The sequence below is a fragment of the Neptunomonas sp. genome, from assembly GCF_016744175.1.
GTDB lineage: Bacteria > Pseudomonadota > Gammaproteobacteria > Pseudomonadales > Balneatricaceae > Neptunomonas.
Genome location: NZ_JADGEV010000043.1, coordinates 12584 through 36101 on the forward strand (window position 1 = coordinate 12584; position 23518 = coordinate 36101).

Below are 23518 nucleotides of genomic sequence, written 5' to 3' on the forward strand. Positions count from 1 at the left end.
GCTTATACCAATAAATCATTCCTTAATTAGATATCATCAGGAGTAGGCTCAATGCGTTTTTTAGTAACCGGTGCAGCAGGGTTTATTGGCTTTCATGTAGCCCAACGCCTTCTGAAAGATGGCCATCAAGTTGTTGGTTTAGACAATATAAATGATTACTACGATCCTCAATTAAAACGGGATCGTTTATCTATATTAGAACCTTACGCCGCCTTTACCTTCTATAAGTGCGACCTTGCAGATAAAGAAGGTGTAGAGAAAATATTTGTAAACGAAGCAATCCAGCGTGTTATTCACTTAGGTGCGCAGGCAGGAGTAAGGCACTCAATCAATAAACCTTTTGATTACGCCAGCTCAAATCTGCTTGGCATGCTAGTGATTCTTGAATGCTGTCGTCACTTTGCGATTGAACACTTGGTTTATGCTTCATCTAGCTCGGTATATGGCACCAATACTAAGATCCCATTTTCAACTACCGACGAAGTGACTCATCCAGCTTCGCTTTATGCTGCCACTAAAAAAAGCAACGAGTTGATGGCCCATAGCTATTCTCATCTTTATAGCATTCCCACTACAGGCTTACGATTCTTCACCGTATACGGGCCCTGGGGACGCCCTGATATGGCACCTATGTTATTTGCCAGTGCTATTTCAGAAGAAAAAGCCATTAAAGTGTTTAACTATGGAAAAATGCGCCGCGACTTTACCTATATTGACGACATTGTTGAAGGTGTCATACGCATTCAAAATATCATTCCACAAGAAAACGTAGACTGGGATGGCAAAGGTGACGAGAGTGCTGCGCCTTATAAAATCTTCAATATCGGAAATAATCAGCCTGTCGAGTTAGAATATTTTATTCAGCAAATTGAAACATCTTTAGGCACGACCGCCGTTAAAGAGTATTTACCAATGCAAGCAGGCGATGTCGTAGAAACATTTGCAGACATTGACGCACTCAGTAAAGCAACTGGGTTCACTCCAGCAACCCCCATCGAAGAGGGAGTACGTCAGTTTATTGAATGGTATAAAAGCTATTATAAAGCTTAGCGAACGCTGGCAATATATTTAGAGAGATGCGCCATTTTATCTGGGTCATCATCGACCAAGGTGACCTTGATATTGATAAAGGCTGAGTTGATATGAGGATCTGCTGCCTGCACCATTTGTACAAAACCATTCACTCTAGCGACACTATCGCCAGATAACTGCTCTATATCAATTACCGCCTGATCCAACACTTGAGGGAATACACCACTATTTTTCACGACGACTAGGACATCTTTCAAACTCATATCTTTAATTGCGCACTTAAAAACTTGATCACGTACACGTAAGTGAGCCATGCCTTTTGGTTTAGAGACACTACTTGGAATTGATTCCGTTTTTTGCTGCTCTTGTTTCAGCATTTGAGCCGCTTTCGCCTGCTTGGCTGTATCTGGTGCTATTTGTTTACCCAAGACCTTATTCATTTTCTGCACAAGCTGTTCTTTGGTAAACGGTTTGCCTAAATAGTCGTTAACGCCTGCATGTATTGCTTTAAGCACGTACTCCCTTTCACCACGGCTGGTTACCATAACAAATGGAGTCGTTTTATATTGAGGTTGAGCACGCGTCCATTCGAGCACTTCCAAGCCACTCATTTTTGGCATTTCCCAATCACAAAGAACAATATCAAACTTCTCAGAAGACAGTAATGTTCTAGCCTCTTCTCCATTAAAAGCAGCTTTCACCGAGGATTGCGGAAATGCATCGCTCACGAGTTTAGTGACCAACTCACAAATAAATTTCGCATCATCAACGATCAACACTTTCAAGTTTTTCATTCACTAATCTCTACAACTGCCTTTTCACGGCAGTACTTTGGGGAATTAACTCACTATACATTCATTAAAGTAGGTCATCAAAGCGCTATTAACCAGTAAACTTGAAATACAAACGTAAAAAAACCCGCTTAATTAGCGGGCTTTAAATCATCTGTTAGCCATTTAACGAAAAACAAACTCCCCATCCTCCACATCTATTGCAATCTCAGTCCCAGGCGAATATTTACCTGCCAATAGTGCATGCGCAAGTGGGTTTTCAATCCACTGCTGAATCGCTCTCTTCAATGGCCGAGCTCCATAAATAGGCTCAAAACCTACGTCAACCAGTTTATCTAATGCTGTAGGTGTCAATGTGAGGGTGAGTTCACGCTCAGCCAGTCGCTGACGCAAACGCTCTAGTTGAATAGTTGCAATACCTGCTACCTGATCTTTACGCAAACTATGAAACACTACAACTTCATCTATACGATTAATAACCTCAGGACGAAAATGAGAGCCCACTTCTTCCATGACAGCACGTTTCATTAGCCCGTAATCATCGTCATCACTGAAGCTTTGAATAAGATGAGAGCCCAAATTTGATGTCATGACTACAATGGTATTCCTAAAATCTACTGTTCTTCCTTGCCCGTCAGTCAAACGCCCATCTTCCAATACTTGTAGCAAGATATTGAAAACATCAGAGTGTGCCTTTTCAACCTCATCCAGTAATAAAACAGAGTACGGTTTACGGCGCACTGCCTCAGTTAGGTAGCCTCCCTCTTCATAACCAACATAACCTGGAGGAGCCCCAATAAGTCGTGCGACAGAATGTTTTTCCATAAACTCTGACATATCAATACGCACCATGGCGTCATCAGTATCAAACAAATAGTTTGCTAACGCCTTACACAGCTCTGTTTTACCCACACCTGTTGGCCCAAGAAACAAGAAACTACCATTCGGGCGATTTGGATCGGACAACCCTGCTCGCGAACGACGTACTGCATTTGATACAGCAACAACTGCTTCAGTCTGACCAACCACACGATGGTGCAAAGCACCTTCCATGCGTAATAATTTTTCACGCTCACCTTCAAGCATTTTGCTCACAGGGATACCGGTCCAACGCGCAACGACTTCAGCCACTTCCTCTTCAGTTACTTTATTTCGTAGAAGCTTGTTGTTTTCCTGATCCGCTTCTTCTGCTTCACTGGCCGCAGCCAACTGCTTTTGTAACTCCGGAATAATGCCATACTGCAGTTCTGAAGCTTTGGCCAAATCACCACTTCGCTTAACCTTTTCTAACTCAACAAGCGCTTGGTCTAATGCCTCATTTGCCTTTTGAGATCCCTGCAAAGCAGCTTTTTCTGCTTTCCAAATTTCTTCTAAGTCGGCAAATTCTCGTTCCAGCTGCGCGATTGTTTTTTCAAGCCCCGCCAAACGTTTACGAGCAGCGCCATCTTTCTCTTTTTTGAGTGCTTCGCGCTCCATTTTTAACTGAATTAAACGACGTTCTAGACGATCCAAATCTTCAGGTTTAGAGTCCATCTCCATACGAATTCGCGATCCAGCCTCATCAATTAAATCGATTGCTTTATCAGGTAGCTGCCGATCAGTAATGTAGCGTTGTGACAGTTTTGCAGCTGCAATAATCGCGGAGTCTGTTATTTCGACACCATGATGTACTTCGTAGCGTTGCTTTAAACCACGTAAAATCGCCACGGTATCTTCTTCTGTAGGTTCATCCACCAGCACTTTTTGAAAACGGCGCTCAAGAGCTGCATCTTTCTCAACATATTGGCGATACTCGTCTAGTGTAGTTGCACCCACACAATGTAGCTCACCTCTTGCCAAAGCGGGTTTCAACATATTCCCGGCATCCATAGCCCCTTCACCTTTACCCGCACCTACCATCGTATGTAGCTCGTCGATAAAGAGGATTATTTGCCCTTCTTGCTTAGAGAGTTCGTTCAATACAGCTTTAAGGCGCTCTTCAAATTCGCCGCGAAATTTTGCTCCGGCAATCAGTGCCCCCATATCAAGAGAGAGCACCTTCTTGCGCTTCAGGCCTTCTGGCACTTCGCCATTAATAATGCGTTGGGCCAAGCCCTCAACTATCGCCGTTTTACCTACTCCTGGCTCACCAATTAATACCGGGTTGTTTTTAGTTCTACGTTGTAAAACTTGGATAGTGCGGCGGATCTCATCATCACGACCAATAACTGGATCCAGCTTACCTAGTTCAGCCTGCTCAGTTAGGTCAATACAGTATTTATCTAAGGATTGACGACTACCCTCAGCATTAGGGTCATTCACGCTCTCTCCACCCCGCATATTATTAATAGCTTGCTCCAAAGATTGCTTACTCACGCCAGCATCTTTCAACACCTTACCGGCATCACTTTTATCTTCTAGCATTGCCAAGACTATTAGTTCGCTGGCGATAAATTGATCGCCACGTTTTTGCGCCAACTTATCCGTCAGATTAAAGATGCGTGCCATATTTTGGGATAATCGAATCTCCCCATCTGGACTTTGAACTTGTGGCAAACGATCCAACGTTTCACCAACCTTACGCGCAAGCTGAGGCAAAGCAGCGCCCGCCTGTGCCAATAAGGGTTTCACAGAACCATTTTGTTGTTGCAAAAAAGCAGCAAGCAAATGAATAGGCTCAATAAAATTATGATCTTTGCCAACTGCTAGCGATTGCGCTTCACCTAACGCATCCTGAAGTTTTGATGTGAATTTATCGGGCCGCATAAATAAGTATCTCCTGTGAACAATTCACAATTAGACGTAATGGCTGTCTCTTTGCATCAGATATGGGGATACTTCCTGACCTATTCAACCTTGAAATGATTAATATTTGATCAGATGTGATCTGACATCAAGTTTTACAGAATTAAACTGCCTAAGGTAAATGCTAACCAGGCACCCACCCAAGCCAATACTAAACCGGAAAAAATAGACAGTGCAGCCCATCGCCAGCTTCCTGTTTCTCTACGAATAACAGCCAGTGTGGCCAAACATGGCATATAAAGCAGAGTAAAAACCATTAAAGCCAACCCAGCAGCAGGTGCTAAACCTGCCTGTATGGCTAGCTGCAATCCACCAATGTCTTCAGCATTGACCTGATAAACCATCGCTAATGTCGCGGCGATAACTTCTTTTGCTAAAAAACCAGACAGTAGAGCGACAGTCTCTTGCCACTGAAAACCCAAAGGAGCAAATATCGGTGCCATCCAACGCCCCAACTGCTCCAGAAATGACATCTCGGCTTGCATCGGAAATGTTTGTAACACCCATACCGCCAAAGACCCCACTAAAATCACACCTCCTACTTTTTGTAGAAAGTCTTTAACTTTATCCCACACATGCAACACTAATGAGCGCCATGATGGCCAACGCCATGGAGGCAGCTCCATAATGAAAATTTCATTAGGTTGTGCAGGCAACCAGCGAGACAAAAGCGCAGCAATCATGAATGCCACCAAAATACCTAGCATATGAATCCCAAAAAGAGCGCTGCCTGCATTATCTGTAAAAAAGATCCCTGCTAACAAAACATAAACAGGCAAACGTGCTGAACAGCTCATAAATGGATTGATTAAAATAGTAATCAAGCGTGCTCTAGGCTCCTCAATCGTACGTGTTGCCATAATCGCCGGCACATTACAACCGAACCCCATCACCAAAGGTACGAACGCCTTCCCATGTAAACCAACCTTACTCATGACTCTGTCGGTAAGAAAAGCGGCACGAGCCATGTAGCCACTTTGCTCTAAAATTGCGATGAAAAAAAACAACAGAACAACATTCGGTAAAAATACGAGAACGCCGCCAACACCCGCTAGCAAACCGTCAGTAATAACAGCCCTAAATAAGCTCTCAGGTAATAGCCAATTCACGCCGTCTCCCAGCAAAGAAACCCCTTGCTCAATCCAGTCTGCGGGGTAAGCACCGAAAGTAAATGTTGCTTCAAAAATCAGCCACAATGATACAAAAAACAAAGGCAAACCCAGCCAGCGATTAAGCGTAATACGATCCAACCAACTATCAATGCGGCTGATATCCACATGGTTTTCATCTATTTCATGAAACAAACCATGTATATAGCCGTAACGCCCCGCTGTTATCATTTCTGTCGCGGTTTCATCATGGCGATCAGCCAGCATTTGCAATGCACTAGTCATAGCGTTTTGTGCATTTTCAGTTAACTGAAAACCAACATCACCTTGCGCTTCTAGACACTGAATCGCCTGCCAACGAGGTAGATCAGCCAGCTGCAGCTGCTCGACCGCTTGCTCAATATGAGGCTCATAAACAATATCCAATGCACGAAAAGTTGATACCAATGAGGATTGGTGCTGGTTACTTGCTAGCAGTGAAGCCACCAGCTGATCAAGCAATGGTTTAATAATATGGATATTGCGACCATCACTTGCTAATGCAGGCACACCCAACTGGCGAGACAGTTCTTTTAGATCGGGCACCTGGCGTAGACGTGCTGCCTCATCCATCATATTTAGTGCGAGTAAAGTGGGTAAGCTCTGCTCTAACAATTGTGTTGTTAACGCCAGATGGCGTGAAAGATGGCTAGCATCAAGTACATTCAAAATGAAATCGGGTGGTGTCGATAGTAGATAATCTCGTGTAACTCGCTCTTCCACTCGATTCTGACTTAACGAGTAAATACCAGGCAAATCAACAAACGTCAGCGTAAGGCCTTCATACTCTCGTGTGCCCTGCTTAATATCAACGGTAACACCCGCCATGTTGCCGGTACGTTGTCTCGCTCCAGTCAGTAAGTTAAATAAAGAGGTTTTGCCACAATTAGGGTTGCCTACTAACGCAACCGTGAAATGCTTTTTAGTCATTATCAGAGACCTGAATACATACAGCTTCTTCATTTCGTAAGCAGATTTGCTGTCGTCCCAATCGATATACTTTAGGGTTTCCCCATGGAGATACCGCTGATAATTGAATCATTTGTCCACGTAAAATACCCAGCGTAGCCAAACGCTGCCGAAAATCCCCACAACCGGAAATATTCACGATTTTTCTAGACTGCCCACGCGCTAAAGAATCAAGAGTCACAACGGCTCACTCCACCATAAAAGATAATGAGAACGATTATCCTCTCAGTTATCACAATGAGATATGATAAATATCAACAAATGCTTCTGTATATAGCAGCACATTACAAAACGCCTAAAGGACAAAAACCGTAGAGTGTTTTATCATGAATACTATTTTTGTTATGAAGGTAGGTATTGTCAGTGAGCCAGAGAAGCACACCAAATCTTGGGTTAGCCATGAAGCAACGCCGCAAAACGCTCGGGCTCAATCTTTCTCAGCTCGCTGAGCTTTCTAATGTATCACGCTCAATGTTATCGGAAATAGAGCGAGGAAACGCCAACCCTACATTCACTAACTTATGGAATATTACTCAGGCATTAGGCGTTAGTATCGATGACTTGGCGCATAGCAGCACAGAAAATCAGCCTCCAACAATCATGAGGCAAGATGCAATTAATACACCGAGAATGCACAGCGAAGATCAGGGCTGTGAGCTTATCGCACTAAACCCTGTAGATACGGCCACCGAATTTGAGTGGTACCAGTTAATCATTCAAGCCGGTAGCCATCTGGAATCTGAAGCACATGTACGTGGTACACAGGAACATCTATCAGTCATCGAAGGACAGATGGAAGTAATACTACAAGAAGAGGTACGAACAAAAGCAACCACAGGAGACACGCTACGCTACCCAGCCGACATTCAACACTCCATAAAAAACCCAGGAAATACCACAGCCCGGGCTTTTCTAGTTGTACACAAACGCTAAAAAGCGCGCTTACTACTGGGTAGAATTTTTTAGACCTTTCTATTCAGGCCAATCGAGTATAACTTTTCCTGAGGCTCCAGAACGCATCAAATCAAAACCCTCTTGGAAGTCTTTCAACGGGAAGTGATGCGTAATGATAGGCGTAAGATCTAACCCAGATTGAATAATACTGGCCATTTTATACCAGGTTTCAAACATCTCACGGCCATAAATCCCTTTAAGGACCAACCCTTTAAATATTACCTTAGTCCAGTCTATTGCCATATCTGAAGACGGAATGCCCAGCATGGCAATTTTACCGCCATGGTTCATAACATCTAACATATTCCGAAAGGCCGCCGCCGCACCCGACATCTCTAACCCCACATCAAAACCTTCTGTCATTTGCAACTCAGACATTTTATCTTCCAATGACTGCTCAGCAACATTAACGGTATGAGTCACACCTAACTGCTTGGCTAATGATAAACGGTATTTATTTACATCCGTTAGTACTACATGTCGAGCACCCACATGTCGTGCAACAGCGGCAGCCATTATTCCAATGGGCCCTGCCCCGGTAATTAGTACGTCTTCACCCACTAGGTCGAACGACAACGCTGTATGCAACGCGTTTCCAAAAGGATCAAAAATTGCAGCGAGGTCATCAGAAATATTATCAGGTATTTTGAATGCGTTGATCGCGGGTAAAGCAAGAAACTCAGCAAAAGCGCCTGGACGATTAACACCCACACCTTGTGTGTTACGACACAGATGACGACGGCCTGCTCGACAGTTACGACAGTGGCCACATGTAATATGGCCTTCACCAGAAACGCGATCTCCTATTGAAAAACCTTCGACTTCACAACCAATTTCAACCACTGTACCTACATATTCATGACCAACAGTCATCGGTACTGGAATAGTTTTTTGCGACCACTCATCCCAATTATAAATGTGAACATCCGTCCCACAGATAGCGGTTTTGCGAATTTTAATCAGCAGATCATTATGGCCCACTGACGGTTTCTCAGTTTCATGCAGCCAAATACCTTCCTGTGGATAAAGTTTTGCGAGCGCTTTCATATGACTTTTCCTCAGATAATACCCAATTCGCGAGAAATTCGTGTAAAAGCAGAAATAGCCTGATCCAATTGCTCACGAGAGTGGGCCGCGGACATTTGTGTACGAATTCTCGCCTGCCCTTTCGGTACAACAGGAAAAGAGAAGCCAATAACATAGATCCCTTCTTTTAGTAGACGCTCTGCTAGGGTAGACGCCAACGCCGCATCACCTATCATCACCGGGATAATCGCATGGCCACTGCCGGATAAAGTAAAACCTGCCAGCTCCATCTGCTTGCGAAAATAATCTGCATTCTCATTTAACTGCTTACGAAGCTCATCTCCTGCGTCAACTAATTTCAGTGCTTGTAAACTGGCTTGAACAATAGCTGGAGCAAGCGAGTTAGAGAATAAATATGGGCGTGACCGCTGACGTAGCCACTCAACCACTTCTTGTTTTGCTGCCGTATATCCACCAGAAGCGCCGCCCAAAGCCTTGCCCAGCGTGCCCGTAATGATATCGACACGCCCCATCACCTCACACAACTCATGACTACCTCGTCCATGCTCTCCAACAAAGCCCACTGCATGCGAGTCATCTACCATTACCAGTGCATTGTATTGATCAGCCAGATCACAAATACCCTGTAAATTGGCAATAACACCATCCATGGAAAAGACACCATCAGTAGCAATTAACCTCACTCGCGCATCTTGTGACTGCTGCAAACACTGCTCAAGCGCTGCCAAATCATTATTAGCATAACGCATACGTTTCGCTTTACTGAGGCGCACGCCATCGATAATACTGGCGTGATTTAATGCATCGCTAATAATGACGTCATCTGCGCCTAATAAGGTTTCAAACAAGCCACCGTTTGCATCAAAACATGATGAATATAAAATCGCATCATCCATTCCCAAAAACTGACTTAATGCAGCCTCTAGTTGTTTATGAATATCTTGTGTTCCACAAATAAAACGTACCGATGACATGCCAAAACCATGCTCATCTAAGCCTTGCTTTGCAGCCTTAATCAATTCTGGATGATTAGATAGACCCAAATAATTATTAGCACAGAAATTTATCACTTTACGACCATCTTTGAGTTGAATATTCGACTCTTGTGGCGATGCTATTTCCCGTTCAGCTTTAAACAACCCTTCTGCTTTTAACTGTTCTGCTTGCAATACTAGCTGCTGTAAAAAGTCTGCGCGGTTCATATCATCTCCTAAGCTCTACTTTAGTCGTGTAAAAAATAATCAATCTAATATATCAGAAAAAATCACATAATTAGCTTTATTATAGAAAAATTTCTACTAAACAGGATTTTATGTATTGGAAAGATATTTCCCTCAACCATACAACGATTGCATTGCAGCAACCCTTTCGGGCACCTGGTAGCCCTTTTGTAATAGCCAGTCTTGATTGAAGTAGCTCTCTTGATAGCGATCTCCACCATCACATATTAAGGAAACGATACTGCCGTGTTCACCTTGCTTGTGCATTTCTTCTGCCAGCGCCAGTACACCTACAAAGTTAGTACCTGTCGAGCCTCCCACTAAACGTCCTAACTTTGCTGATAAGAAATGCGCCGCTGCTAAGCTCTCGTTATCTTCTACTCGCAACATCCTATCAACCACCCCTGCTTCAAATGAGGGCTCAACACGCGGCCGCCCGATACCTTCAATCCGAGAGCCTTCCTTAATTGTTAAACTGGCATCCCCTGTTTTGTAATAATCGTAGAATACAGAGTTTTCGGGATCCACTACGCATAACTGCGAAGGTTGCTGCCACCATTGTTGATGTCTTAGATATCGGCCAATAGTGGCTGAAGTACCACCCGTTCCCGCACTCACCACAATCCAACTTGGCTTAGAGAAGCGCTCAATGCTCATCTGCTTGAAAATAGACTCGGCAATATTATTATTGCCCCGCCAGTCAGTCGCTCTTTCAGCATAAGTAAACTGATCCATAAAATGACCGTTCATTTCTTTTGCCATATTTGCCGCTGCCTGGCACAAATCAACTGCTTCAACTTGATGACACTGGCCACCATAAAAAGCAATCTGCTCCATTTTTTTCTGTGCGGTACCAACAGGAACAACCGCGATGAAAGGCAAGCCCAATAACCGTGCAAAATAGGCTTCCGATATAGCAGTGCTACCTGATGAAGCCTCAATGACGGGTGTCCCTTCTTTGATCCAACCGTTACACAGAGCATAGAGAAATAATGAACGAGCTAATCGATGCTTTAAACTACCGGTAGGGTGTGTCGACTCATCTTTGAGGTAGATATCAATACCGGGAAAAGATGGCATATCTAATTTAATTAGGTGTGTATCAGCAGAACGATTGTAATCTGCTTCTATGATACGAATAGCATTAGCTAACCAGTGACGTTGATTCATTATTTGCTCCCCTTTTATTATTAAAAGTATGCAGGAGCAAGCAGAGAAAAATATTGCTATTATTTATTCATTATCAACAAATTATAGAAAATAATTCTAATATTATGATAAATATTAAAATAGATGAGACTGATAGACGGATTCTAAGAGAGTTACAACAAAATACTGAACTCGGCATCACAGAGCTAGCGGCACGCATAAACCTATCATCAACACCGTGCTGGCGGCGTGTTCAAAAATTACAAGATGCAGGGATCATCAGAAAAAAAGTCGCATTATTAGATCCAGAAAAAGTAGGCTTAAACGTATCTGTCTTTGTGCATATAAAAACACGTAATCATTCGCACGATTGGTTTGTAGCGTTTTCAAAGAAAATATCTAGTTACGCAGAAGTTGCTGAGTTTTATCGCATGAGTGGTGAGTATGATTATTTAATGCGCATTGTTGTTGCTGATATTGCCGCATTCGATCACTTTTATAAACGCCTTGTTGAGGAGACACCCGACTTAAGCGATGTAACCTCTAGTTTTGCCATGGAGCAAATAAAATACACAACTGCACTACCTATCTAGACACTCGTTATAGACTCGATCGCTTTGGTAACACCTAGTGATTTGCTTTCCAGATTAACGTTGCCATTCGCCCTGTTTGCGAAGCTCGACGATAAGAGAAAAAACGCTCGGCATCAGAAAATGTACAATAGTCACCACCTGATATTTGAGATACGCCAACACGCTGTAAGCGCAAAGCAGCAAGCTGATATATGTTTGCCAACCACTTACCTGAATTAAGGGAGGGTACGAAGCAATCACTCGATTGTGCTAACTGATCACAAAACTTCTGGCGGACTTCTTCACCCACTTCAAATACTGTGGGGCCAATGGCGGGTCCTAACCACACGTGAATATCAGACCCTAACATTGTTTCTAGCGTTGTTTCCAAAACGCCATCTGCCAACCCTCTCCACCCTGCATGAGCTGCCGCAACCCGATCACCATCCGTAAATACAACCGGCAAACAATCTGCCGTCATGATTACGCACGCTAAATCTACTTCAGCCGTCCAGCAAGCATCCGCCTCGCGAATAACAGAATCATTTTTTGCTTCAGTGCATACAGTGCCATGAACTTGCGATAACCACTGTGCGGAATTGAGCCCCAGCTGAAGAAGCAGTTGCTCACGATTACAGGCTACAGCACTAGGCTCGTCACCTACATGGTCACCTAAATTCAGAGAATCATAGGGAGGATAGCTCGTACCTCCCAATCGAGTACTAGCAGCAACCTGTATACACTGTGGTGCAGCCCAGTTTGGTCGTATTAGCTGCACAATAGTACCTGGCTAGTCTTGATAATCGTCATAATCTTTAACATCCCGTTGTAACGCCACCAGTAGAAGCTGAAAATCTTCAGGCAAATCGACCTCCCAAGACATTAGCTCACCACTAGAAGGGTGCCAAAGCTCTAGCTTTTTCGCATGCAACGCTTGGCGCTTAAAACCAATCAAGGTCTCCTGAACTTCCTCGGTTGCACCTTTTGGCATACGAAAGCGTCCACCGTAAAGTTGATCACCCGCCAGTGGATAATTAATATGTGCCATATGGACACGTATTTGGTGGGTACGACCCGTTTCGAGCTTCAAACGAACATGCGTATGATTGCGGAATTTCTCAAGAAGTCGATAGTGTGTAACGGCCTCTTTTCCTCCTTTGACTACACCCATTTTAAGACGATTCTTAGGATGCCTCCCAATGGGTTCCTCAACACAACCACCGCCGGTCATCACACCTTGAGCTACCGCTTCATATTCACGGCCCATCGAACGATCCTGCAATTGGCCTACTAGCTCTGTTTGCGCTTGAATAGTTTTAGCAACCACCATCAAACCGGTAGTATCCATATCCAAACGATGCACAATACCAGCACGAGGTACCATGGCAATATCAGGAAAGTGATGCAATAGAGCATTCAACAATGTACCTGTGCGATGCCCTATTGCTGGGTGGACCACTAAGCCCGCCGGTTTATTAACTACCAGAATGTCATCGTCTTCATAAATGATATCCAATGGAATATTCTCTGCAATATGATCTTCCAAAGGTTCGACAGTCGCATTAACAACAATACGCTCACCACCATACAGTTTCTCTCGCGGCCTAGCCGTCTGCCCGTCTACGGTGATTGAGCCTTCTTTTATCCAAGACTGTAACCGTGAGCGTGAAAACTCCGAAAACAACTGAGCAACAACCTGATCAAGACGTTTTCCGGTCAACTCACCTGGTACTATTACTTCTAATTCAATCTTTTCTGACATCAATATACCGATCTGTAGCCCTGATGATTTTTCTTAGCTTCCGGTTATGGTTAAATAGACCGTTAATTAAGCATTTTGGCTCAGTATACCCGATACGGCGAGTCGCGCCGAGAATCGAATACTTGGAATAGCAGGATTTATTACATGCGCTTGGCAAAAATCGTTGGTACCGTCACCCTTTGCGTTCTAGCAACCGGTTGTTCATGGTTTGGTGGTGATAAAGAGATACCGGATATTCCGGAACAACAACTCTATGAGGAGTCTATCACTGCTCTTGAAGAACAAAACTATCAGCAAGCGGTTGAAAAACTGCAAATGCTAGAAGCCCGTTATCCATTCGGCCGCTATTCCGAGCAAGCTCAACTCGAATTGATCTACGCTTATCACAAGAACTATGAGCCAGAAGCGTCAAGCGCTGCTGCAGACCGTTTTGTTCGATTGCACCCATCGCATGAGAATATCGACTATGCATACTACCTTAAAGGCCTCACCGCATTTGAGCAGGACAGAACCTTCTTTGAACGTTACTTACCTATCGATATTAGCCGACGCGATCCTGGAGCAGCACTGGACTCTTTTGAAAGTTTCTCCACCTTGCTAAATCGCTACCCTGATAGCAAATATGCTCCGGATGCCAGTAAACGCATGGTGTTTTTGAAAAACCGCTTAGCTACTTATGAAGTCAATGTTGCGCGTTTTTACATGAAACGCGGTGCCTTTGTCGCAGCAGCCAACCGTGGTCGATTTGTAGTAGAGAATCTAAAAAACACGCCTGCAACCCCTAATGCACTCGCTATTATGTATCAAGCATATACTGAGCTTGGCATGTCTGATTTAGCAAACAGTGCACGTGATGTATTACTAACAAATTATCCAGATTATGACTTACGCACTTACCGCCAAGAAAACAAAACGTTATTAGAGACCGCAACCTTTGGGTTACTTGGCAGCAGCGAAGAACCAATACCGCCATCGCGCCCAAGTACTAAAGTTACAGAGTCACAAATTAAAATTGAAAAGAAAAAGTCCTGGTTTGATCGCATTACTTTTGGTGCTTTCGAGTAATTATCTGTTAGCAAGTAACTTTTGAGTCATTAATACGGGAATGTAAACGCAATGAATGCTGATGACATCATTAAAGAGATGCGGGTTCTACCAACAATAGATCCAGCGTTTGAAATCAGACGCCGCATCGACTTTATCAAGCAGCGTTTACGTGATTCTCATTTAAAACATCTGGTATTAGGTATTAGCGGTGGTGTCGACTCATCTACTTGTGGAAAACTTGCTCAACAAGCTATCGATGAACTCAACAGCGAATCACAAACATCTGAGTATGCATTTATCGCGGTGCGTTTACCTTATAACGTCCAGCACGACGAAGGTGACGCACAACAGGCTCTGACATTTATTAAACCCAGCGAAACACTAACGGTTAATGTCAAGCCTGGCGCAGACTCTCTACATACCGAGGTTACTGCTTCATTACAACAAAGTCAGTTACTCCATGCGAGCGAAGCCGCAATCGATTTTGCTAAGGGCAATGTTAAAGCTAGAGCTCGTATGATCATTCAGTATGAGATTGCCGGAATTGTGGGAGCACTCGTCATTGGGACGGATCACTCAGCCGAAAACATTACAGGCTTTTATACAAAGTGGGGCGATGGAGCATGTGACTTGGCTCCGTTGTTTGGATTAAATAAGCGCCAAATTCGTCAGCTAGCCATGGAGCTTGGTGCACCCCAAAACCTAGTACATAAAACACCTACCGCGGATTTAGAGTGCCTTGCTCCACAAAAGGCAGACGAACAAGCACTTGGCCTATCATATGATAATATCGATGACTTTTTAGAAGGGAAAGTTGTAGAACCTGAAGTTCAGGAAAAACTGATCAACATCTATTTAAAAACACAACACAAGCGCCAACCGATTCCAACAATCTACGATTAAGCGCTCGCCGTACTGTTTGGAAGTGCTTAGATACGTCCTTCCAAACGATACGCTACAGGATTAATTACAGGCTCTTTCCCTAATAATAAGTCAGCGTGCAAACGTGTAGAAGCCGGAGCCAATACTAAACCATTGCGGAATTGCCCTGCATTCACAGCAAGTCCTTCATAACCAGGTACATCGCCAATATACGGTATACCTTCAGGTGAACCCGGCCTCAAACCAGACCAATGATGCTCTACATTATAATTAGCTAACGACGGAATAATACTAACAGCTGTCTTATACAAGGAGTCATAAGCCTGCTTTGTTGTACTCTTATCAAACCCTTCGAACTCCAAAGTAGAGCCGACTAAAATGCGTCCATCATTTCGCGGAATAACATAGCGGCCCGCCATTAAGATGACTCTATTCACCGTACCAACAGGTGCATTGAAGATCATCATTTGTCCCTTAACAGGCTCAACCGGCAAGTCGACATTTAGCGGTTTCAGCAACTCACCACTCCAGGCCCCTGCTGTAATAATGGTTTTCCCGCCCGTAATGTCACCTTGAGAAGTCCGAACACCATAAATGATTCCTTTTCTCTGCAGTAACTGCTGTACTTCGTGGTGTTCATATAAGGTTACATTCGAAGACTTTACTAAGCTTTCCCTGAGCGCTTGACCCAATCGAGGGTTACGTATGCTACATACTTCAGGCATCCAAAGTGCACTACTGTACCCATTACAAAAATTTTCTTCTCTTAAGTAAAGGTGAGACGAATCGACTTTTTGCATCGGTCTATTAAATGCTGTTGCCCAATGTAAAGCCTCTTTCTCATCTTCAACATCCACCATATACATCCCTTTCTGGCGGAGCTCAGGATCACAACCGGTCTCTTCTTGAAGATCTTGTGAGAGGTGCAAATAACTACTTTGTGACCACGTTGCTAGTTGAGTCACGGGCTCAGCATAGCGCCAAGGGTACAAAGGAGAAACAATACCTCCGCCGGCCCATGTAGATTCCTGAGCACAGGCTAAACGGTCAACTAAGGATACTGTAGCACCACCTAGAACTAATTCCCGTGCGAGCATCATACCAATAACACCAGCACCAACAATGACAAAGTCGCTCATTACTACACCTGATCTATTCAACAAAAAATGCAGTGTAGAGTATTTTAAATATCTATAGAACGCACTCTGCCAACAATATTAAGAATCAAACGTCGCTCTATGGCATAACTAGGGTGGTTAATACGAAAAGAGCTATTCCCTATCATCAGTCTCCCCGTCGCCGTATAGATTAAATAGTGACCTCTTCCCCAATTAATATCTAGGGATTCACTAAACCTAGCGTGGGATATCAAATCGTCTACTCCAGCGGTATAAATTCTATCGCTATCCACATCTTGAAAAACAATAAGGCCATCATCCCAAGCCAAACGACCAACTCCGATAATACCGGCGCATTGCGTTGCGCTAGAGGACAAACTACATATTTGAACTGGACTATTTCTCTTTATTGCTTCGTATCTTGCAAGCGCTAACCCTGTACGAATTGTCTGAGCGTTTGATGCAATTTCATTACGAATTAACAACACCGAAAATGAAGGTATTGCTATGAAGGTGAGTATAAGTGCAATAGATAGTGTCACCATCAACTCAACAAGTGTGAACCCGGATTGCGAGGAATCCGGGTGTATATGCGCATCCTTGTGCATGTTTTTTCCTCAGGCCATCCTTGGCCTATGAAGTTGCTATTCGTTAAACATTACCAGCAATCTGCCACCGTCCCAGTGCCTGTCTCAGCGCGTACTCCAACTTGGTTAATACTGAGCGTACCGCACCGCGCATCTGCTACTTGAGCACCCTGCGGTACTGCTTGGATTGTGTATGCATTTGCTGTTGCCGCTGCGGCTAGACTTATGGTATATCTTGCGGCCATGCCGTTTTCTGCGGTACAGCCATTTACAGGTACAGCGGCTAAGTAAGTCATATTCGCCGTAAACCTGCGCTCCATATCTTGAGCTAAGGTTAAAACACAACCACTTGCCGTTGATCTCCAAGAGCTAAGAACATATTGCTGATAGCTAGGATAAGCAATAGCCGCTAGTATTCCGATAATTGATACCACAATCATTAACTCGATAAGAGTAAAGCCTTTCTGATTTAGCTTCATAAACCTCACTTCATTATAACGCTGATTGAGGTAATAACAGGACGACGTTCGCCTTTCTTACCTTTTTTGTAACTAAATAACACATCTACACCAGAATCTAAATGCCGTAACTTTACGGGATTCTCTGCTTCCCTTATCTTTGCATGGGAAGCAACTTTATAAATTACATTATCGATTATGACGCTACCGGAACCCTTTGTAACGACTTCTTGCAAAGTCCCTTGGGCTTGGTAATTAACACCTGACTTAAGCTTCTCTTTAGCAATTGCAGGCTGTGGGATAAAACTTATAACTAATGCTAGAGCCATTGCTACCATTGTAAGTGATTTTTTAGTTTTCAAAAAAATTCTCCTAACGAGTAATTTGCTGCCAACTTTGGCGATTAACATCATCACCTTCATAAATTCGCATCGACTCCACTTCATTATGGCCTGAAATAATCACTTGATCTGTATCTGCACCAGGCATAAAACTTGGGCTATTGCCTCCCGCGCCAACTTTAATCCCAGATGCTACAATTTGCTTACTACCAGCAGTGAACACTTTATCACCTGTACCAAACTTTCCATCATTATCTAGATCATAGGTATGATTCAATCGCGCCCCTGTAAAAGCATCAAGAGACATAAGCCAACTGTCTCCTCCTGGAGAGCACGGGTCGTCTGCGGGAATATTACTAACAAATAAAATTCGTTTTCCACGTAATGCTGGGTTAGATATCAAGCGCTCCCCCCTCTCCCCTGAAGGAGGTACCAAATCAATAAACCATCCCTGCTTAGCAAGCGCTGCATAGTTGTTGGATGTTTCACGAAGAGGTATACTTTTTGGTGAATCATCAGCAGTCGTCACTGTACCTTTTGTATCATTTACAGTAACGGAAGCTTCTATCGTAATACTTTGCAACAACAATTTTGAACGCCCTGTCACATTTGCGCCCTTATCATGGATTCCATAAAAAGTTTGACGCCCACCTAACGCACCATTATTGTCAGTTATCTCTATGTACTGGCCTGTTCCAAAATAGACCATTTGCCCAATTCCACTTTTCGACCTCCCAACAGTAACAGCAGTGGTAATCGGCTGAGCATTGCTATTTGCCCCTGTAGTGCAAGGGTCAGCACTACAAGCACTATAGAGTTTATAATCCAATTTCCACTTGGTAGGATCTACATCGTTCAGATTAAACTTCCATACATTCCCGAACAAATCCCCCCCATAAATATAATCTGCTACTTGATTACCATTTAAATCGACAGGTGTTAGCGTCGCAAAACCATTAGGCCTACTGGCATTAGTCGGATCTTCAGCAACACCGGTCCCAGTAGAAAGTTTGATTACTTTACTTTTATCCCAAAGGTCAACAATATAAATTACCGCATCACCACTAGTACTAGCATGGCCATCTGCCTCAGTATTATTGTAGCCATTACCAAATACTGCATACCATTTGCCATCTTGTAATTTGACTATTTTAGGTCGACTAAAGCTGTAGCCTAAATCGACATCATCTTGATCTGTAAACTCCCACATAAACAATGACGACGCATTTGTCTCAGAAAAAGATGATGGATCAGTGATATCCAATGCATATATTCCTTGACCACCTTTATTTAACCCCCCTATCAATACCGTTTTCCATGCCGTTCCATCAAACGCATCCACCACAGTTGGAGAACCATCAACATAATATTGATGAGAATAATTAGGATCAGAGAGGTTTTTCAATTCTGGTAGTAATGAGCCAGGAATAAATGCCATTTTTTCAATGCCTGTAGAGGCTTCAAAGGCATGTAACATACCATCGTTAGCACCTACATATAAAAGCTGATCACGGTTTTTTTGCGCTAATACGAATGATGAATAAGCAACTGACTCAAATGAATCGGGGTATCGAGCTGAAGGCGGTCCCACAAAGTAGGGAGTAGAGTGAACAATATCTCCAAGATTATTTACGATGCTATTTTTAGACGGCCGTTGCCTATAGATAGAGACATCATAAGTTGCATCACTAACATTTCGGCCTCGCAAATACTGCAACATCGCTTGATCGTTGCTAAACAAGCTAGTTTTTTCTGATGCAGAAAATTGCCCCCACCTAAAGGGAATGCCCGCGTTTGCTTTACTTGTGACAATAGCACGTGAACTCCATGCCGGAATTTTTGTGCTTGCATCAAACACCGCTCCATTAGTAGCAGGTCCGTTAGTTAATACTTGACCATAGGTCGGGCCAACAGCTGTACTTATTGCAAATGAAAGAAATTCACCAGACCAATTCGCACTATTATAACGCGCTTGATAAACACTAGAGCCTGTTTGTATTCGGCCAGTACTGGCTGCAGCAGAAGAAGAGGAACCTGATTTTTTTATTATATCGGATAGCGCATCTCTTAAAGCAGTTGTTAATTGTGCTGAGTTGGACGCAGTATAATATTCACCATGACCATATCCAGCGGCATCTTCTAGCATTTGGTTTTGAGTTGCAAAGCCAACTGTATAGGTATGCATATTTTGTACAGCAAAAGCAGGATCATTATAACCAACACCTGACAAATCGTTTTCACTAGCATTCTTTTTGAAATCGGTATCCCAAGCAAATTTGGCAATATCATCTAAAAATAGAGCAGCTCCCTCTCCGTTGCTCGTCGTACTATATCCATCTGAGTACTGAGGGAAAATAGGGTAAGTCGAGCTAACTGTCGTGGGGTGAAGCTCATCCCAATCTGATAAAGTTTTCCCAGCGGGTACATCTGGGTCATTGCTTGGAAAATTTCTATCTCGCGTAGGAAAACCATCAGTAATTGCTAGCGTAAAGTTCTTTTGACAACGATACTGAATTGGGCTGGTGTAGGGAGTGTTTAAATGATAGTAGCTACTCATCCCTCTAAAATAGCGCGTAATCTCATAAAGAGCTTCGGACAAAGGGGTGTTTGTTGATGCAGTATAGCCAGACAACGAGCTTTTAATGCTACTAATACTACTACCACAAGCTTGATCAATCGTCGCTCCATGCCCAAAACTATTACTACTAGGCCCATGAAACCGAGCTATACCAAAACGCATACCCGCAGTGTTATCAACCACATCAGCACCAACTGTTTTTGCCACCATCATCCTTGTTTCATTGGGGACTGTTCCTGTCGACAGGTTTGTCCCACTAGAAAAGCGGTTAAGCAGGTAATTAACATACTCACCGGAATAACGTGTATTGTCACTACCCACCGGATCAGGCAGCCTCAAACACTTAGTGATACTTGTTGTCGAAGCATTTCTGAATCGATCATAGTTACTTGAGCAACTCCCTTGCTTGAAACTGCTCTTATAATAGTTGCCTGCTGTATTAGAAACATTAGACCAATCACTTCCATTGTAATACTGCCACTGTTGCTGAGATGAACGATTTAATGTAAAGAAATCAGCATCATAAATAATGTTATTCATGCTTCCAGAATTATCGACAAGCAACATAACATTCGGTTTAACTGTTGTAGAAACAGGCAACGGAGCGTTCGACAATGCTAAAGGAGCGGCGGCTACATTTATAGATACACCAAGTACTGCTAAAAGTTGAAATCCGTATAATGGCTTAAAAAAAACTTTCATAACCCCTCCTTATCTAAATCGGCGTGCAAAAACAGTTTGTAAAATAGCCTCTGAGTTTTGCGTCCCCCCGAAAGCTTTTGTGGTGTTTCTATACAGCGCATTACCTCGGTCCTCTTCTACCCCCGCACCCGTATCGAAAGCATCTTTTTTATAAGCAACATATTCAACCATTATTAAAGGAGTTAAAGACACTAACGTATTAACATCGCTACTAGCAGGAGGGTTAATCGCAGTGCCATCGGGCTCTGTATAGTTCCCATAACTAATAGCTTGAGCATCCCACCCTGCCGTATCATTAGCAGGTAAAGCTACACCTGTTGATGAGTTTATTATTTGACAACGCGGAACAGCAGCTACACTGCAGTTTCCAAATGGCAGCCCCACATCTATAACATCAAGTTCCTTCAGGAAGCCCTCCTCTAAATAGCGCGTTCCTGCCTCTCCTGCCTGAAGAGCCAAGTTTGCATCACGCATGTTACCACTCATTTTTTCTTGCATAGTAGTACCCTGCATGGCACTTAATCCCATGATGGTTAATAACAACAACATCACCAAACCAATAATAAGCGCAGCTCCCTTTTGTTTAGGAAGAGAGTTCACAAGCCTTGGGTTACCTTCTATATTATGGTTATTCATCATTAGGGCATCTTATTCCGAAGCGACACAGTAGTGCTATATACTTTATATAGACGCCTATCAGAGGTATCTACAAGATATGGCGCCGCATTAAAGGGGGCAGGCGCAACTTGCGCCTGATCAACTACACCTGCATCATTACTAGCAACCAAGAAGCTTGCGCGCACGGTTACCACATCACTCCATTGCGTCGCACCCACAGCAGCAACACCTAAATATGCATCAGGCTCACGATCACTATTGGTATCAACACCATAGGTAAAAGCCACATTTTCAACGCCTTCCACTACCGCATTTGCATTTCTAAATAATGTACTCTGCCCTCCTGCATCAGGAGCGACATAATAGGCAATACCCCCTCCTGAATTAGCAGCGTTAGGAGGAATTGAAAGAATTTCACTCGTGACTCCCGCAACGACATTAGCTGGCGGAGCACCGACCTGAAACCCCTGCACTGCCGTAATGCTTACATCTCTACTGTTATTTAAATCTAATAGATCTTGGAACCCTGCATCACGCAAATCACGCAGCATAATATCGAGAGCAAACCTGCCGGATTCCTGCACACGAAACATTGCCTCTTGCAGCCTATAAGTTTGGCTAGATGCTAAAAATACATTGACGACCCCTCCAATCAATATAAGCCCCAACACCATAGCTATCATCAACTCGATTAGAGAAAACCCATTTTGTATATGTGAAGCTCTAAATTTATTCATTTATTCAATCACAACCCCGTAACAAAAGAGAAACAGGTCGCCGGAGCTCCCATCCCTCTACTTTCATCCCAACACACCTGCACAGTAAACTCTTCATTTCTTCGAGTAATGCTTCCTGTACCTACGGGTAGGTCTGTCGCTAAATTTGCTTGCCATGCTAGAATATCTGCTGCCGCAGTAGCGTCTGTACCAGCTGGAGCTGGCTGGGCATCGTAATCACCATTAGCTGCTGCCGAACGATTAGATCTAATTCGATCTGACATGTCATAAGCTAGATTAACGGCCTGAGAGCGAGTGTAGGCATCATGATTTAACTTGATTGCATCAAATTGTAAAGTTGCCATACCCAACAGACCAACCGATATAACTAAAACTGTTATCAGCACCTCTATCAGAGTAGCACCTAACTGGCCAGTTGTGTTTATGTACTTATAGTTCATATATTTACCCTATGGTGGACAAGCAGCTCGCGTCACACTGACCCGCCCTGTGGTACTTACTTGTAACAGTCTCTGTTGCTGGCCTGTACAGTTAGGGTATCGACTATTAATTGTTACTGCTGCTGCTGGCAAAGTCATACGGCCACTTCCATTAAACTGTATAACCGCCGCTCCTCCTGCCTGAGCAATAACGGCACCTACATCTGGAGCAGCCCAAGCCTGTATAACTGCGCCACCATTTTGCTGAACTATCCACCCTAAAGTCCAGTCTGGGGCCGCCATACAGGTAGCCCCATCAGTGCTTGGGCACAAATCTACTAGCACATTCCTTTTCACCGCTTCGCTACGCGCAGTATTCAAACCCATCACCATACTATTTGCTAACGCCGCCGAACGATTATTTTGGATCATGCTAGTAAAGCTCGGAATTGCTATAGTGATTAGTATTACTAATACGGCCAATGTCACCATTAGCTCAACCAGTGTAAAACCTAGATTTCGCTTCATATTGCTCTTTAAAATCATCTATTAGAGGTCATTACATTTCCTTGTATTAGTTGATCTTCTATCCATGAAGATTGT

At 43.5% G+C, this 23518-nt stretch carries 23 protein-coding genes; 5 read left to right on the top strand and 18 right to left on the bottom strand.

What is annotated here, in order from left to right:
* The first annotated feature begins 51 nt into the window (after nt 1–51).
* Entirely contained in the window at nt 52–1050 is a 999-nt protein-coding gene (locus tag QZZ55_RS16025; RefSeq protein ID WP_293268430.1) for an NAD-dependent epimerase, read from the top strand.
* Here the strand turns inward: QZZ55_RS16025 and QZZ55_RS16030 are convergent.
* From QZZ55_RS16030 to QZZ55_RS16045, 4 genes are all read right to left on the bottom strand, one after another.
* Nucleotides 1047–1826, bottom strand: a complete 780-nt coding sequence (locus QZZ55_RS16030; protein ID WP_293268431.1) for a response regulator — start codon at nt 1824–1826, stop codon at nt 1047–1049. The two genes, QZZ55_RS16025 and QZZ55_RS16030, sit on opposite strands and share 4 nt — an antisense overlap.
* A 162-nt stretch (nt 1827–1988) precedes the next feature.
* A complete protein-coding gene (clpB, locus tag QZZ55_RS16035; RefSeq protein ID WP_293268432.1) occupies nt 1989–4568 on the bottom strand; it encodes an ATP-dependent chaperone ClpB in 2580 nt (859 codons plus the stop codon).
* Nucleotides 4569–4702: 134 nt separating this feature from the next.
* Nucleotides 4703–6685 carry a ferrous iron transport protein B gene (feoB, locus tag QZZ55_RS16040; protein ID WP_293268433.1) on the bottom strand — a complete coding sequence of 661 codons (1983 nt, stop codon included), beginning with the start codon at nt 6683–6685 and terminating at the stop codon, nt 4703–4705.
* Nucleotides 6678–6905 (bottom strand): FeoA family protein, encoded by a 228-nt coding sequence (locus QZZ55_RS16045; protein ID WP_293268434.1) that lies wholly within the window; start codon nt 6903–6905, stop codon nt 6678–6680. The genes feoB and QZZ55_RS16045 overlap by 8 nt, the downstream gene beginning before the upstream one ends.
* A gap of 182 nt (nt 6906–7087) precedes the next feature.
* Here QZZ55_RS16045 and QZZ55_RS16050 point away from each other — a divergent pair, with 182 nt between their 5' ends.
* The gene (locus QZZ55_RS16050; RefSeq protein WP_293268435.1) at nt 7088–7657 is read left to right on the top strand and encodes an XRE family transcriptional regulator; all 570 of its coding nucleotides are present in this window, start codon (nt 7088–7090) and stop codon (nt 7655–7657) included.
* Between the two features lie 39 nt (nt 7658–7696).
* On the opposite strand, the gene tdh is transcribed toward QZZ55_RS16050, so the two are convergent.
* The 3 genes from tdh to QZZ55_RS16065 all read right to left on the bottom strand — a co-directional run bounded on the left by tdh (nt 7697) and on the right by QZZ55_RS16065 (nt 11115).
* Nucleotides 7697–8725 carry an L-threonine 3-dehydrogenase gene (gene tdh, locus QZZ55_RS16055; protein ID WP_293268436.1) on the bottom strand — a complete coding sequence of 343 codons (1029 nt, stop codon included), beginning with the start codon at nt 8723–8725 and terminating at the stop codon, nt 7697–7699.
* Nucleotides 8726–8736: 11 nt separating this feature from the next.
* Nucleotides 8737–9927 carry a glycine C-acetyltransferase gene (locus tag QZZ55_RS16060; RefSeq protein ID WP_293268437.1) on the bottom strand — a complete coding sequence of 397 codons (1191 nt, stop codon included), beginning with the start codon at nt 9925–9927 and terminating at the stop codon, nt 8737–8739.
* A 132-nt stretch (nt 9928–10059) separates the two neighbouring features.
* Nucleotides 10060–11115: a PLP-dependent cysteine synthase family protein gene (locus tag QZZ55_RS16065; RefSeq protein ID WP_293268438.1), complete on the bottom strand. Its 1056-nt coding sequence runs from the start codon at nt 11113–11115 to the stop codon at nt 10060–10062.
* Nucleotides 11116–11219: 104 nt separating this feature from the next.
* Between QZZ55_RS16065 and QZZ55_RS16070 the strand changes: the two genes are divergently transcribed.
* Nucleotides 11220–11687 (top strand): Lrp/AsnC family transcriptional regulator, encoded by a 468-nt coding sequence (locus QZZ55_RS16070; protein WP_293268439.1) that lies wholly within the window; start codon nt 11220–11222, stop codon nt 11685–11687.
* A gap of 34 nt (nt 11688–11721) precedes the next feature.
* On the opposite strand, the gene pgeF is transcribed toward QZZ55_RS16070, so the two are convergent.
* Together pgeF and rluD are read right to left on the bottom strand one after the other, a co-directional pair.
* Nucleotides 11722–12444: a peptidoglycan editing factor PgeF gene (gene pgeF / locus QZZ55_RS16075; protein WP_293268440.1), complete on the bottom strand. Its 723-nt coding sequence runs from the start codon at nt 12442–12444 to the stop codon at nt 11722–11724.
* A 12-nt stretch (nt 12445–12456) separates the two neighbouring features.
* Entirely contained in the window at nt 12457–13428 is a 972-nt protein-coding gene (rluD, locus tag QZZ55_RS16080; protein WP_293268441.1) for a 23S rRNA pseudouridine(1911/1915/1917) synthase RluD, read from the bottom strand.
* 144 nt (nt 13429–13572) lie between these two features.
* Between rluD and QZZ55_RS16085 the strand changes: the two genes are divergently transcribed.
* Nucleotides 13573–14493: an outer membrane protein assembly factor BamD gene (locus QZZ55_RS16085; RefSeq protein WP_293268442.1), complete on the top strand. Its 921-nt coding sequence runs from the start codon at nt 13573–13575 to the stop codon at nt 14491–14493.
* 51 nt (nt 14494–14544) lie between these two features.
* Complete coding sequence (nadE, locus tag QZZ55_RS16090; RefSeq protein WP_293268443.1) at nt 14545–15378, top strand: ammonia-dependent NAD(+) synthetase; 834 nt, start codon at nt 14545–14547, stop codon at nt 15376–15378.
* Between the two features lie 26 nt (nt 15379–15404).
* Here nadE and QZZ55_RS16095 read toward each other — a convergent pair whose 3' ends face one another.
* From QZZ55_RS16095 to QZZ55_RS16135, 9 genes are read right to left on the bottom strand one after another with little or no spacing between them, the layout of a single operon-like run.
* Nucleotides 15405–16496, bottom strand: coding sequence for an FAD-dependent oxidoreductase (locus QZZ55_RS16095; RefSeq protein WP_293268444.1), 1092 nt, complete (start codon nt 16494–16496; stop codon nt 15405–15407).
* Nucleotides 16497–16540: 44 nt separating this feature from the next.
* Nucleotides 16541–17083: a GspH/FimT family pseudopilin gene (locus QZZ55_RS16100; RefSeq protein WP_293268445.1), complete on the bottom strand. Its 543-nt coding sequence runs from the start codon at nt 17081–17083 to the stop codon at nt 16541–16543.
* A gap of 50 nt (nt 17084–17133) precedes the next feature.
* The gene (locus QZZ55_RS16105; RefSeq protein ID WP_293268446.1) at nt 17134–17541 is read right to left on the bottom strand and encodes a type IV pilin protein; all 408 of its coding nucleotides are present in this window, start codon (nt 17539–17541) and stop codon (nt 17134–17136) included.
* A 5-nt stretch (nt 17542–17546) separates the two neighbouring features.
* Nucleotides 17547–17882: a hypothetical protein gene (locus QZZ55_RS16110; RefSeq protein ID WP_293268447.1), complete on the bottom strand. Its 336-nt coding sequence runs from the start codon at nt 17880–17882 to the stop codon at nt 17547–17549.
* A gap of 10 nt (nt 17883–17892) precedes the next feature.
* Complete coding sequence (locus tag QZZ55_RS16115; RefSeq protein ID WP_293268448.1) at nt 17893–21141, bottom strand: PilC/PilY family type IV pilus protein; 3249 nt, start codon at nt 21139–21141, stop codon at nt 17893–17895.
* A 9-nt stretch (nt 21142–21150) separates the two neighbouring features.
* Nucleotides 21151–21780: a PilX N-terminal domain-containing pilus assembly protein gene (locus tag QZZ55_RS16120; RefSeq protein WP_293268449.1), complete on the bottom strand. Its 630-nt coding sequence runs from the start codon at nt 21778–21780 to the stop codon at nt 21151–21153.
* Nucleotides 21780–22496 (bottom strand): PilW family protein, encoded by a 717-nt coding sequence (locus QZZ55_RS16125; RefSeq protein ID WP_293268450.1) that lies wholly within the window; start codon nt 22494–22496, stop codon nt 21780–21782. The genes QZZ55_RS16120 and QZZ55_RS16125 overlap by 1 nt, the downstream gene beginning before the upstream one ends.
* A gap of 8 nt (nt 22497–22504) precedes the next feature.
* Nucleotides 22505–22936 (bottom strand): type IV pilus modification protein PilV, encoded by a 432-nt coding sequence (gene pilV / locus QZZ55_RS16130; protein ID WP_293268451.1) that lies wholly within the window; start codon nt 22934–22936, stop codon nt 22505–22507.
* 9 nt (nt 22937–22945) lie between these two features.
* Nucleotides 22946–23443 carry a GspH/FimT family pseudopilin gene (locus QZZ55_RS16135; RefSeq protein WP_293268452.1) on the bottom strand — a complete coding sequence of 166 codons (498 nt, stop codon included), beginning with the start codon at nt 23441–23443 and terminating at the stop codon, nt 22946–22948.
* Nucleotides 23444–23518 lie beyond the last annotated feature (75 nt).

Coding starts and splice junctions, on each gene's coding strand:
- tdh (WP_293268436.1), bottom strand. CDS start 8,725: ATGAAAGCGCTCGCAAAACTTTATCCACAGGAAGGTATTTGGCTGCAT.
- QZZ55_RS16025 (WP_293268430.1), top strand. CDS start 52: ATGCGTTTTTTAGTAACCGGTGCAGCAGGGTTTATTGGCTTTCATGTA.
- QZZ55_RS16125 (WP_293268450.1), bottom strand. CDS start 22,496: ATGAATAAATTTAGAGCTTCACATATACAAAATGGGTTTTCTCTAATC.
- feoB (WP_293268433.1), bottom strand. CDS start 6,685: ATGACTAAAAAGCATTTCACGGTTGCGTTAGTAGGCAACCCTAATTGT.
- QZZ55_RS16030 (WP_293268431.1), bottom strand. CDS start 1,826: ATGAAAAACTTGAAAGTGTTGATCGTTGATGATGCGAAATTTATTTGT.
- QZZ55_RS16085 (WP_293268442.1), top strand. CDS start 13,573: ATGCGCTTGGCAAAAATCGTTGGTACCGTCACCCTTTGCGTTCTAGCA.
- clpB (WP_293268432.1), bottom strand. CDS start 4,568: ATGCGGCCCGATAAATTCACATCAAAACTTCAGGATGCGTTAGGTGAA.
- QZZ55_RS16100 (WP_293268445.1), bottom strand. CDS start 17,083: ATGCACAAGGATGCGCATATACACCCGGATTCCTCGCAATCCGGGTTC.
- rluD (WP_293268441.1), bottom strand. CDS start 13,428: ATGTCAGAAAAGATTGAATTAGAAGTAATAGTACCAGGTGAGTTGACC.
- QZZ55_RS16120 (WP_293268449.1), bottom strand. CDS start 21,780: ATGATGAATAACCATAATATAGAAGGTAACCCAAGGCTTGTGAACTCT.
- QZZ55_RS16095 (WP_293268444.1), bottom strand. CDS start 16,496: ATGAGCGACTTTGTCATTGTTGGTGCTGGTGTTATTGGTATGATGCTC.
- QZZ55_RS16065 (WP_293268438.1), bottom strand. CDS start 11,115: ATGAATCAACGTCACTGGTTAGCTAATGCTATTCGTATCATAGAAGCA.
- QZZ55_RS16070 (WP_293268439.1), top strand. CDS start 11,220: ATGATAAATATTAAAATAGATGAGACTGATAGACGGATTCTAAGAGAG.
- QZZ55_RS16135 (WP_293268452.1), bottom strand. CDS start 23,443: ATGAAGCGAAATCTAGGTTTTACACTGGTTGAGCTAATGGTGACATTG.
- pilV (WP_293268451.1), bottom strand. CDS start 22,936: ATGAACTATAAGTACATAAACACAACTGGCCAGTTAGGTGCTACTCTG.
- QZZ55_RS16060 (WP_293268437.1), bottom strand. CDS start 9,927: ATGAACCGCGCAGACTTTTTACAGCAGCTAGTATTGCAAGCAGAACAG.
- QZZ55_RS16115 (WP_293268448.1), bottom strand. CDS start 21,141: ATGAAAGTTTTTTTTAAGCCATTATACGGATTTCAACTTTTAGCAGTA.
- QZZ55_RS16105 (WP_293268446.1), bottom strand. CDS start 17,541: ATGAAGCTAAATCAGAAAGGCTTTACTCTTATCGAGTTAATGATTGTG.
- nadE (WP_293268443.1), top strand. CDS start 14,545: ATGAATGCTGATGACATCATTAAAGAGATGCGGGTTCTACCAACAATA.